The following is a 12252-nucleotide window of genomic DNA, read 5'->3' as shown; positions in this document are numbered from 1 at the left end:
CGGGGGCTTTTTGTTGACGTCATGCTTCAATCTTGTTCAATGCGGGCCGATCCAGCCGCGGGTGGGAGAGCAATGATCGCCGTTCGATTTCAGGTTGCGTCCGTTTGGGCGGCATTCACGTTGTGCACTGCGATGTGCAACCCGGCGCTGGCGCAGAAGAAATACGACACCGGGGCGACCGACACCGAGATCAAAATCGGCAATATCATGCCCTATAGCGGCCCGGCCTCCGCCTATGCCGTGATCGGCCAGACCGAGGACGCCTATTTCAACAAGATCAACGCCGAAGGCGGCATCAACGGCCGCAAGGTCAAATTCATCTCCTATGACGATGCCTATTCGCCGCCGAAAACGGTGGAGCAGGCGCGCAAGCTGGTCGAGAGCGACGGCGTGCTTCTGATCTTCGGCTCGCTCGGCACCTCCACCAACGGCGCCATCCGCAAATACATGAACGACAAGAAGGTGCCGCAACTGTTCGTGGCGAGCGGCGCCTCGAAGTGGAACGACCCCCGGCAATATCCCTGGACCATGGGCTGGCAGCCGAGCTACGCCAGCGAGGCGCGGATCTATGCCAAATACATCATGACAGAGAAGCCCGACGCCAAGATCGGCGTGCTCTACCAGAACGACGATTTCGGCAAGGACTATTTGAACGGGCTGAAGGACGGCCTCGGCGCCAAGGCCTCGATGATCGTGCTGGAAGAGGGCTACGACACCACGGAGCCTGCCGTCGACGAGCATGTCGTGAAGCTGAAGGCGGCGGGCGCCGACGTCTTCATCAGCGTCACCACGCCGAAATTTGCCGCCCAGGCGATCAAGAAGGCGGCCGAGATCAACTGGCATCCGATCCACATCATCTCCAACGTCTCGGCTTCTGTCGGCGGCGTGATCGAGCCCGCGGGCTTCGAGATTGCACAAGGCATCCTGTCGGCGAGCTACATCAAGGACGGCTCCGACCCGCAATGGAATGCCGACGACGGCATGAAGCGGTTCTATAACTTCGTCGCGAAGTACGCCCCTAAGGCGAACAAGCTCGATGCCGGCGTGGTGTTCGGCTACGCGGCCGCGCAGACCATGGTGAAGGTGCTGCAAATGTGCGGTGACGACCTCACCCGCGACAACATCATGAAGCAGGCCGCGTCCTTGAAGGATTTCGAGCCCGATACGCTGCTGCCCGGCATCAAGATCAACACCGCGCCCGACAATTTCGCTCCGATCGAGCAGCTCCAGATGATGCGGTTCAGGGGCAAAAAATGGGAGCTGTTCGGCGACGTGATCTCGAGCGAGATTGGCCATTAGAGTTCTTTCCCCGCAGCGCAATTTGAAGTGACGCTGGATTCGGGACGCAACTCAGGATCAGTCAGTTGCCGCGAGAGACGGAATCTCACCGGCCGGAATATTCCGCGCCGCATCGATCAAATTGCGTCGACTGCGATTATCATTGAGGCGTTTTTCTTGCTGGCCGGGCGGGAAGGGTATTCAATGTGCAGAGGAGCGACGCAAACGAGCGCTCCCAATCAAAAAAAACGACACATTGAAACGGACCAAGGGAGATCAAGATGCCTGCGATGCATGTGCGCCTGGGGGCCCTTGCGGCTGCTCTCGCGCTGACTGCCGTCCTATCCACGGCAGCGTCGGCGCAAAAAAAATACGACACCGGCGCAACGGACACCGAGATCAAGATCGGCAACATCATGCCTTACAGCGGCCCCGCCTCGGCTTACGGCGTCATCGGCAAGACCGAAGAAGCCTATTTCCGCAAGATCAACGCGGAAGGCGGGATCAACGGCCGCAAGATCAACTTCATCAGCTATGACGATGCCTACTCGCCGCCGAAGACGGTCGAGCAGGCGCGGAAGCTTGTGGAGAGCGACGAGGTGCTCCTGATCTTCAACTCGCTCGGCACGCCGCCCAACTCCGCTATCCAGAAATACATGAACTCGAAGAAGGTGCCGCAGCTGTTCGTCGCCACGGGCGCCACCAAGTGGAACGACCCGAAGGAATTTCCCTGGACCATGGGCTGGCAGCCCAACTACCAGAGCGAAGCCATCATCTACGCGAAATACATCCTGAAAAACCATTCGGACGGCAAGATCGCCGTGCTGTATCAGAACGACGACTACGGCAAGGACTATCTGAAAGGCTTCAAGGAGGGACTTGGCGCCAAGGCCAGCTCGATGATCGTGATCGAGGAAAGCTACGAGGTATCCGAGCCGACGATCGATTCCCACATCGTCAAGATGAAGTCGACCGGCGCCGACGTGTTCTTCAACATCACCACGCCGAAATTCGCGGCGCAGGCGATCAAGAAGAACGCCGAGATCGGCTGGAAGCCCATGCATTTTCTCAACAACGTCTCGGCATCCATCGGCAGCGTGATCAAGCCGGCGGGTTTCGACAACGCGCAGGGCATCATCTCCTCGCAATACTTCAAGGACCCGACCGATCCGCAGTGGAAGAACGATCCAGGCATGAAGGCCTGGAACGAATTCCTGGACAAATACTACCCGGATGCGAACCGCGCCGACGCTTCGGTCATGTACGGCTACATCGTCTCGCAAGGGCTCGTGCAGGTGTTAAAGGCCTGCGGCGACAATCTCACTCGCGAAAACATCATGAAGCAGGCCGCGAGCCTGAGAGATTTCGAGCCCGCCGGACTGCTTCCCGGCATCAAGGTTAACACCAGCCCCACCGACTTCGCCCCGATCTCGCAGGTGCAACTCGAGCGCTTCAAGGGCGAGACCTGGGAGCTGTTCGGCGAGGTCATCAGCGGCGACGTCGGCGGCTGAAGCCAAGCCAGCGAGAATGTCTACTAAAGAAGCAGCCCCTGCGACCGGATCGCAGGGGCTTTTTCTTGAAGACACCGGGTAAATCGTATTGAATTGCAGTCGCGTCCGCCAAAAACCATGAAGACAAAAAAAGGAACGCACACACACCAAGAAAATAGGGAGATAGGAATGCCCGCTGTCACCGGCAAGCTTGCGGCCGCGTCTCTGGCGCTCGCGCTCATTGCGGCATCGACCACCATCGCGTCGGCCCAGAAGAAATACGATACCGGCGCGACCGATACCGAGATCAAGGTCGGCAACATCATGCCCTACAGCGGACCGGCCTCCGCCTACGGCATCATCGGGCGGACCGAGGCCGCCTATTTCAAGAAGATCAACGAGGAAGGCGGCATCAACGGCCGCAAGATCAACTTCATCTCGTATGACGATGCCTACTCGCCGCCGAAGACGGTCGAGCAGGCGCGCAAGCTGGTCGAGAGCGACGAAGTGCTGTTCATCTTCAATTCGCTCGGCACGCCGCCGAATTCAGCGATCCACAAATACATGAACTCGAAGAAGGTGCCGCAGCTGTTCGTCGCGACCGGCGCCACCAAGTGGAACGATCCGAAAGACTTCCCTTGGACGATGGGCTGGCAGCCCAACTACCAGAGCGAGACGCAGATCTATGCGAAGTGGCTCTTGAAGAACAAGCCGGACGCCAAGATCGCCGTGCTCTACCAGAACGACGATTACGGCAAGGACTATGTGAAGGGCCTGAAGGACGGCCTGGGTGCCAAGGCGGCCTCGATGATCGTTGCGGAAGAGAGCTACGAGACCTCCGAGCCGACCATCGACAACCACATCGTCAAGCTGAAGTCGACCGGCGCCGATGTCTTCATGAATATCACGACGCCGAAATTCGCAGCGCAGGCGATCAAGAAGATCGCCGAGGTCGGCTGGAAGCCGCTGCACTTCCTCAACAACGTCTCGGCCTCCGTCGGCAGCGTGCTCAAACCCGCGGGCTTCGAGAACTCGCAGGACATCATCTCTGCCGACTATCTGAAGGACGTGTCCGATCCGGAATGGAATAATGATCCCGGCATGAAGGACTTCCTCGCCTTCATGACAAAATACTTCCCGGACGGCGACAAGCTCGACCACGGCACCATCGTCGGCTACGGCGTGGCCCAGACCCTGGTCCAGGTGCTGAAGCAGTGCGGGGACGATCTCACCCGCGCGAACGTCATGAAGCAGGCCGCCAGCCTGAAGAACTTCCGCACCGAGGTGCTGCTGCCGGGCATCCAGATCAACACCTCCCCGACCGACTTCGCGCCGATCAGCCAGCTCCAGCTCGAAAGATTCAAGGGCGAGAAGTGGGATCTGTTCGGCGACGTGATCAGCGCCGACGTCGGCGGCTAGCCGCATACGCAACGACAGATAGCCCCCTGCGAGGACATCGCAGGGGGCTTTTGCCTGCGTGCGGATTATGATCACGCGATTGCACAATCGAATGACGGCAAACCCTGCTTTACGCTCTCACGTCTGATGCGGTAGGCAGGTAGCCGGCGATATCGCCGCCACATGCTCGTTCGCTGAAGGCCATCGTCATGACCGACCGACGTCCCCTGCTCCGCGCGCTCTACGACGCCGCCGTTGCCGCCGCGCATCCCGACACGGTGCTGGCGCCGCATCTGCGGCCCGCTCCGAAGGGACACGTGATCTGCCTCGCCGCCGGCAAGGGCGCAGGCGCGATGGCCGCGGCCGCGGAGCGGCACTATCTCGACACGCTCAAGCTCGCGCCGGAGCGGCTGGTCGGCATCGCCACCACCCGCCACGGCTACGGCGTGCCGACGCGCCGCATCCGCGTGGTCGAGGCCGGCCATCCCGTGCCTGACGAAGCCGGCCTGCGGGGCGCGGCCGACACGCTCGAACTGGCCGCGCAGGCCGGGCCCGACGATCTGCTGCTGGTGCTGCTCACCGGCGGCGGCTCCGCGAACTGGATCGCACCGGCGCGCGGCATCAGCTTCGCGCAGAAGCAGGCGGTCAACAAGGCGCTGTTGCGCTCGGGCGCGCCGATCGGCGAAGTGAACACCGTGCGCAAGCATCTTTCGCGCATCAAGGGCGGCCGGCTGGCGCGCGCCGGCCAGAACGCGGCCGAGATCGTGACGCTCGCGATCTCCGACGTGCCGCATGACGATCCTTCCGCGATCGCGTCCGGTCCCACCGTGCCCGATCCGACCACGCTGGCGGATGCGCGCGCGATCGTGGCGAAGTACAAGCTCGACATCGACGATGCCGTGCGCCGCGCGCTCGAATATCCCGCCAATGAAAGCTGCAAGCCGGGTGATGCCGCCTTCGCGCGCGCGCATTTCGAATTGATCGCGCGCCCCAAGCAATCGCTCGACGCCGCGGTGAGGCTGGCGAAAGACGCCGGCTACGAGACCATCGATCTCGGCGCCGATCTCGAGGGCGAGGCGCGCGAGGTTGCCGCCGATCACGCCAGGCTCGCGCTCCAGGCGCGCGCGCAAGGCAAGCGCATCGCGATCCTCTCCGGCGGCGAGCTCACGGTCACCGTGCGCGGCCATGGCCGCGGCGGGCCGAACCAGGAATATGCGCTGGCGCTGGCGGCTCTCCTGAAGGACACACCTGATATCGCGGCGCTGGCCGGCGACACCGACGGTGCCGACGGCGGCGCCGGCCATCCCACCGACCCCGCCGGCGCGCTGATCGACGCCACCACGTTCGCGAAGATGAAGGCGCTAGCGCTTCAGCCGCAGGCCTATCTGGACAACAACGACGCGACCAATTTCTTCGAAGCGACGGGCGACTTGCTGCTGCCCGGGCCGACGCTGACCAACGTCAACGATATCCGGGTGATTTTGGTGGATTGAGGCCGCGCGATCGGCGCCGGCGTTCCACCCGATCGCCTGCCCGGTGCGCCGCCCCGAATGGCTAATGATCCCTGAAAATCCGGCCGTACCGACGTTCCACGATGGCCCTGCCGGCCTTCATTAACCAGACATTCGCCGCAACTTCAGGAACCTGCCCTGGGAACAGGCAATTCGGTGGAGGTCATTCACCGCCGGCTGCTTTAATTGCCCATGATATTGGGGGCAAGCACGCGTGGCCGATCATGCTTTGGCCAATTGTGACAGCGACGGCGCCGACCGGTTCGTCTTGGGCGAACTGCTCGAGGCGGCCGTCAACAACCTATGGCTCGGGATCATCCTGTTCGACAGCGAGCGCAAGGTCATTTTCTGCAATCCGCGCTATCGTGAGATGTACGCGCTGTCGCCCGAACAGGTGCGACCGGGCACGCCGGTCGCCGGGCTGATCGAGCACCGGCTCAAACTCGGCCTGAAGATCCGCGGCGAAGCCGGAGCCTATGTGCGCGCGCGCACCGAAGGCGACGTCGTCACCGAGAACACCGTCCAGGAATTCGCCGACGGAAGGATCATGGCCTACACCATCCATCCCCTGCCCGGCGGCGGCGGCATGGCGACCCACGAGGACATCACCGAGCGCGAGGAGCTCAGCGCACGGCTGCAGCAGCGCAATTTGCAGTTCGACACCGCGATCAACAACATGTCGCACGGGCTCTGCTTCTTCGACGCCAACCACCGGCTGCTGGTCTGCAACACGCACTTCATCGACATGTATGGCCTGTCGGCCGACCGCGTCCGTCCGGGCACGCCTCTCGCGGAAATCCTGGATATGCGCTTCGAGGCGGGCAGCGTGCCGCCGATGCCGCGAGAGGCGTATCTGAAATGGCGGACCGACGTCGCGATTTCGGCCGAGGCCAGCGACAGCATCCTCGAAATGCGGAACGGGCGGACCTTCAAGATCAGGCACCGGCCGATGCCTGACCTCGGCTGGGTCGCGACCCATGAAGACATCACCGAGCAGCGGAAGGCGGAGCTGCAGATTGCCCACATGGCGCATCACGACGCGCTCACCGACCTTGCCAATCGAGCCCTGCTCGGCCAGCGCCTCGAGCAGGCTCTCGCGCTAGGAGGCACGTTCGCGGTCCACCACATCGATCTCGACAAGTTCAAGGCGGTCAACGACACCCTGGGTCATCTCGCCGGCGACACGCTGTTGAAGGATGTCGCCCGCCGCCTGCGCGAGCTCGGGCGCGACAGCGATACGATCGCGCGGATGGGCGGCGATGAATTCGTGATTCTCCAGACCCCGATTTCCGATTCGGCCGAAGCGGGCGTGCTCGCGCGCCGCGTCGTCGAGCGATTGAGCGTCCCGTTCGAGCTTGACGGGCACCAGGCCGTCACGGGCGCCAGCATCGGCATCGCCCTGGCGCCCAGGGACGGCAGGACGCCCGAACTGCTGCTGCACAATGCGGACCTTGCGCTCTATCGGGCCAAAAGCGATGGCCGCGGCCTGCAGCGCTTCTTCGAGCCGTCAATGGACCAGGAGGTGCAGAGCCGCCGCGCACTGGAGCAGGACCTGCGGAAGGGCCTTGCGGCAGGCGAGTTCGAATTGCACTACCAGCCGATCGTCAAGGCCGACGTCCCCGAGATCAGCGGGTTCGAGGCGCTGATCCGATGGCGGCATCCGCAACGCGGCCTCGTCGCACCCAACGACTTCATCCCGCTCGCCGAAGAGATCGGCCTGATCGTGCCGGTCGGGGAATGGGTGATCCGGCAGGCCTGTGCCACCGCGAGCCGGTGGCCGAACCACCTCCACGTCGCCATCAACATCTCGGCGGCGCAATTCCGCCATCCGGGCCTGACCGAGGTGATCGTCGGCGCGCTGGCGGCCTCGCGCCTCGATCCGCGGCGGCTGGAAATCGAGATCACGGAAAGCGTGCTGCTGCAGGACAGGGACGCAACGCTGGCAACGCTGCACCGGCTGCGCGCACTCGGTATCAGGATCGCAATGGATGATTTCGGCACGGGCTATTCGTCGCTGACCTATCTGCAATGTTTCCCGTTCGACAAGATCAAGATCGATCGTTCCTTCGTCAGCGGCGTGGCAAACGACGCGGGCTCGCTGAGCATCGTGAGAGCGGTCGTTGCGCTGGCGCGCGGCATGGGCATGACGACCACGGCCGAGGGCGTCGAGACCGACGAGCAGCGGGATCGGATCGCGGCCGAAGGCTGCACGGAAATGCAGGGCTATCTGTTCAGCCGCCCGGTGCCGGCCGCCGAGATCGAACGCCGCTTTCTGTTGCCGGAGGGGCGCATCGGACCGGCTCGTATCGCCGCCGCCTGACGCGACGGTCCGCGCCCCGTCAAAACTCGTTGGCGATCTTCGAGAGCATCCCGAGCAGGGCTTCGCGGTTGGCTTGCCCGAGCAGCTCGTTCAGCCGCGACTCGTGCTTGGTGGCGACGAGTTTCCTGGCCCGCGCCAGCACCGCCTTGCCCTTGTCGGTCAGCACCAGAATGTGCGAGCGGCGGTCGTTGGTGGAGCGGATCCGGGCGCAGAGGTCGCGACTTTCGAGATTGTCGAGCAGGGCCACGAAATTCGGGCGCAGGATGCCGAGGGTGGAGGCGATCTCGGTCTGGTTACGGCCCGGATTCTTCTCGACCAGCAGCAGCACGGAAAACTGCGCCGGCGTGAGCTGGAGCGAGGCCACGCAGCGCAAGAAATTCTCGAACACCTTGAGCTGGGCGCGCTTGAGCACATAGCCGAGCTGTTCGGACAGCTCGCCGAGCTGGAGGGCTTCGGGCGGGCCGTCGGACGGGTCCTTGCGGCCCTTGGCCGCCTCGGCCAGTTTTTCAGCGGTTTTAGAAACGGTCATCGCCTCGTGCTCGCAATCCCGCTAAATTCGGGACGGGTCGTTCCCCACCCTTGATGTTATATTTGATAATTGTTATGGACCATATCAAATATCGTCAGCGTATTTCAATGGCTGTGAAGGGACCATCCACCGCAATTGCGGAGACGGTCCTTAATCTTTGAGGGGGAGCGTCCGGTCTTGAATACCACCATCATGCTGTTCCTGCTGCAGGACGGCATCACCAATGGCGCGATCTATGCGCTTCTCGGGCTGGCGCTGGTGTTGGTGTTCGCCGTCACCCGCGTCATCCTGATTCCGCAGGGCGAGTTCGTCACCTATGGCGCGCTGACCTATGCCTCGCTGGCCTCGGGCCAGATGCCCGGCACGGCCAAGCTCGCGCTGGCCATGGGCATCGTCGCCTTCGCCTTCGACCTGTTCGCGGCCCGCAAGGCGCTGCATGGCCGGCTGGTTGCGCGGAGCCTGCTCGCCAACATCGTGCTGCCCGCCATCGTGCTGGCTGTAACCATTTACCTCTCCGGCCAGAAGCCGCCGATCGCGGTCGCCATGGCGCTGTCCCTGGTGATTGTCGCACTGATCGGACTGTCGCTCTACCGCATCGTGTTTCAGCCGCTGGCGCACACCTCCGTGCTGGTGCTGCTGATCGCCTCGGTCGGCGTCCATCTGGCGCTGCAGGGACTTGGCTTGCTGTTCTTCGGCGCCGAGGGCCAGCGCGGGCCCGCCGTGCTGTCGGCCGCCTTCACCGCGGGCTCGCTGCGGTTCACCGGCCAGAGTCTCGCGGTCTACGGCATCACCGTCGCCTTCATCGTCGGCTTGTGGCTGTTCTTCGGCTTGACGCTCTACGGCAAGGCGCTGCGGGCTACCGCCGTCAACCGGCTCGGGGCGCGGCTCGTCGGCATCCGCACCTCGCTATCGGGGCAGATCGCCTTTTTGCTCGCGTCCGTGATCGGCGCGCTCTCGGGCATTTTGATCGTGCCGATCACCACTCTCTATTACGACTCGGGCTTCCTGATCGGCCTGAAAGGCTTCGTCGCCGCGATCATCGGCGGGCTGGTCAGCTATCCGCTCACCGCCATTGCGGCGCTCTTTGTCGGCATCGTCGAGGCGTTCTCGTCGTTCTATGCCTCCAACTACAAGGAGGTGATCGTGTTCATGCTGTTGATTCCGGTGCTGCTGCTGCGTTCGCTGGCAGCCCCCGCCGTCGAGGAAGAGAAGGACTGACGCCAAGATGCAGAACCGGCTTCCCATTCTCATCTTCGCGCTCGTGATGGCGGCGATCCCGTTTGTCCCGGGCATGCCGCCGTTCTGGATCGTGCTGCTCGACAATATCGGCCTCACGGCCCTGGTCGCGATGGGGCTCGTGTTGCTCACCGGCGTCGGCGGCCTGACCTCGTTCGGCCAGGCGGCTTTTGTCGGCTTCGGCGCCTACACCACCGCGGTGCTGTCGGCGACTTACGGTCTGTCACCCTGGCTGACCTTGCCGCTCTCGCTGGTGGTGAGCGGCCTGCTGGCGGTCCTGCTCGGCCTCGTCACGGTCCGCCTCTCCGGCCATTATCTGCCGCTCGGCACGCTGGCCTGGGGGCTTGGCCTGTTCTACCTCTTCAGCAAGCTGGAATTCCTCGGCCGCAATGACGGCATCTCGGCGATTCCGCCGCTGTCGATCGGCTCGTTCAGGATGCTCTCACCCGGTTCGATCTATTACGCGATCTGGGTCGCCGTGATCCTCTCGGCGCTCGTCACCATGAACCTGCTGGACTCCCGCACCGGCCGTGCCATTCGGGCACTGCGACGCGGACATGTCGCGGCCGAAGCGTTCGGCGTGCAGACGCCGCGCGCAAAAATGCTGGTGTTCATCCATGCCGCGGTGCTCGCCGGCCTTTCCGGCTGGCTCTATGCCCATCTCCAGCGCGCGGTGAACCCGACGCCGTTCGGCGCGCAGGCCGGCATCGAATATCTCTTCATCGCCGTGGTCGGCGGCGCCGGTTATGTCTGGGGCGGCGTGCTCGGCGCGGCGATCGTCGTGATCCTGAAAGAGGTGCTGCAGAGCTATCTGCCGCTGATCCTGCCCGGCTCCGGCCAGGTCGAGACCATCGTGTTCGGCATCATGCTCGTGGCGCTGCTCCAGCTTGCCCCCGGCGGCGTCTGGCCCTGGCTGATGTCGTTGCTGCCCGAAAGGTCCGGCGGCAAAAAGCCGGACACCTCGCTGAAGCTCGAGGCGCGCACCCGCTCAGTGGGCCAATCCGGCGTCCTGCTCCAGGTCGAGAAAGCGCGCAAGCAATTCGGCGGCGTCATTGCGGTCAACAATGTCTCCTTCGACGTCCAGGCCCGCGAGATCGTCGCGCTGATCGGACCGAACGGCGCAGGCAAGAGCACGACCTTCAACCTGATCACCGGCGTGCTGTCGGCCACCTCGGGCTCGATCTCCGTGCTCGGCAACAAGGTCGACCGGGCGCCGCCGCAGGAGATCGTCAAGCTCGGCATCTCCCGCACCTTCCAGCACGTGAAGCTCGTCCCCGACATGACCGTGCTGGAGAACGTCGCGATCGGCGCGCATCTGCGCGGCCATTCCGGTCCGATCTCCTCCATGCTGCGGCTCGACCGCGCCGACGAGGCAAAATTGCTTGCGGAGGCCGCCCGCCAGATCGAGCGGGTCGGGCTTGCCGAGCAGATGCACCAGCTCGCGGGCAGCCTGTCGCTTGGCCAGCAGCGCATCGTCGAGATCGCGCGCGCGCTGTGCGTCGATCCGATGCTGCTGCTGCTCGACGAGCCGGCCGCCGGCCTGCGCCACATGGAGAAGCAACAGCTTGCCAAGCTGCTGCGCGAGTTGCGCGACGGCGGCATGAGCGTGCTGCTGGTCGAGCACGACATGGGGTTTGTGATGAACCTTGCCGACCGCATCGTGGTGCTCGATTTCGGCACCAAGATCGCCGAAGGCACGCCCGCCACGATCAAGACCAACCCCGAAGTGATCAAGGCCTATCTCGGAGTGGCGGCATGAGCGCCTTGTTGTCGGTCAGCGATGCGCATGTCTCGTACGGCAAGGTCGAGGCCGTGCGCTCGGTCTCGCTCGAGGTCGGCGCCAACGAGATCGTCACCATTGTCGGCGCCAACGGCGCCGGCAAGACCACGCTGCTCTCGGCCATCATGGGGATTTTTCCGCTGAAGGGCCGCGTCAGCTTTGCAGGCCAGGATCTGGCGCGGCTCGACATCGAAGACCGCGTCGCGATGGGCCTGGGGCTCGTCCCCGAGCACCGCGAACTGTTCGTGACCATGAACATCGAGGACAATCTCGAGCTCGGGGCCTTCCGCATCGAGCGAAGCAAGGCAAAGACTTCGATCGAGCGTATCTACACGTTGTTTCCGCGCCTGAAGGAGCGGCGCAAGCAGCTCGCCGGCACCTTGTCCGGCGGCGAGCAGCAGATGCTCGCGATGGGCCGTGCGCTGATGGGCGAGCCGAAACTGCTGATGCTGGACGAGCCGAGCCTCGGCCTCGCCCCGATCATCGTCGCCGACATCTTCCGCATTGTCACAGAGCTTCGCGCCAGCGGTGTCTCCGTGCTGCTGGTCGAGCAGAATGCACAGGCCGCGCTGAAGATCGCCGACCGCGCTTACGTGATGGAGCTCGGCGAATTCGTGCTGAGCGGCAAGGCCAGCGATATCGCCGCAAACGAACAGGTCGCGGCGAGCTATCTCGGCTTTCAGCACGAAGCCGCGAGCGCGCTCTAGACT

Annotated in this window: 9 protein-coding genes; 8 read left to right on the top strand and 1 reads right to left on the bottom strand. The window is 63.6% G+C overall.

The window, feature by feature from the left end:
• Positions 1-132: 132 nt before the first annotated feature.
• The 5 genes from AC0L2O_RS13270 to AC0L2O_RS13250 all read left to right on the top strand — a co-directional run bounded on the left by AC0L2O_RS13270 (position 133) and on the right by AC0L2O_RS13250 (position 7997).
• Positions 133-1299 (top strand): ABC transporter substrate-binding protein, encoded by a 1167-nt coding sequence (locus AC0L2O_RS13270; RefSeq protein ID WP_473370073.1) that lies wholly within the window; start codon positions 133-135, stop codon positions 1297-1299.
• A 260-nt stretch (positions 1300-1559) separates the two neighbouring features.
• Positions 1560-2789 carry an ABC transporter substrate-binding protein gene (locus AC0L2O_RS13265; RefSeq protein WP_473370030.1) on the top strand — a complete coding sequence of 410 codons (1230 nt, stop codon included), beginning with the start codon at positions 1560-1562 and terminating at the stop codon, positions 2787-2789.
• A 168-nt stretch (positions 2790-2957) separates the two neighbouring features.
• Positions 2958-4187: an ABC transporter substrate-binding protein gene (locus AC0L2O_RS13260; protein ID WP_369719451.1), complete on the top strand. Its 1230-nt coding sequence runs from the start codon at positions 2958-2960 to the stop codon at positions 4185-4187.
• A gap of 188 nt (positions 4188-4375) precedes the next feature.
• Positions 4376-5659: a glycerate kinase type-2 family protein gene (locus tag AC0L2O_RS13255; RefSeq protein ID WP_473370029.1), complete on the top strand. Its 1284-nt coding sequence runs from the start codon at positions 4376-4378 to the stop codon at positions 5657-5659.
• Positions 5660-5891: 232 nt separating this feature from the next.
• A complete protein-coding gene (locus tag AC0L2O_RS13250) occupies positions 5892-7997 on the top strand; it encodes a putative bifunctional diguanylate cyclase/phosphodiesterase (RefSeq protein ID WP_473370028.1) in 2106 nt (701 codons plus the stop codon).
• Positions 7998-8016: 19 nt separating this feature from the next.
• On the opposite strand, the gene AC0L2O_RS13245 is transcribed toward AC0L2O_RS13250, so the two are convergent.
• Positions 8017-8526: a MarR family winged helix-turn-helix transcriptional regulator gene (locus AC0L2O_RS13245; protein ID WP_369719452.1), complete on the bottom strand. Its 510-nt coding sequence runs from the start codon at positions 8524-8526 to the stop codon at positions 8017-8019.
• A gap of 177 nt (positions 8527-8703) precedes the next feature.
• Between AC0L2O_RS13245 and AC0L2O_RS13240 the strand changes: the two genes are divergently transcribed.
• From AC0L2O_RS13240 to AC0L2O_RS13230, 3 genes are read left to right on the top strand one after another with little or no spacing between them, the layout of a single operon-like run.
• Complete coding sequence (locus AC0L2O_RS13240; RefSeq protein ID WP_369719453.1) at positions 8704-9744, top strand: branched-chain amino acid ABC transporter permease; 1041 nt, start codon at positions 8704-8706, stop codon at positions 9742-9744.
• Positions 9745-9751: 7 nt separating this feature from the next.
• The gene (locus AC0L2O_RS13235; protein ID WP_473370027.1) at positions 9752-11521 is read left to right on the top strand and encodes a branched-chain amino acid ABC transporter ATP-binding protein/permease; all 1770 of its coding nucleotides are present in this window, start codon (positions 9752-9754) and stop codon (positions 11519-11521) included.
• Positions 11518-12249: an ABC transporter ATP-binding protein gene (locus AC0L2O_RS13230; RefSeq protein WP_473370026.1), complete on the top strand. Its 732-nt coding sequence runs from the start codon at positions 11518-11520 to the stop codon at positions 12247-12249. Before AC0L2O_RS13235 ends, AC0L2O_RS13230 begins: the two co-directional genes overlap by 4 nt.
• Positions 12250-12252: the final 3 nt, after the last annotated feature.

The organism is Bradyrhizobium sp. Kon10, assembly GCF_055807395.1.
Note: the sequence above shows the minus strand (reverse complement) of the source record. Positions and strands in the feature narration are given on the sequence as shown.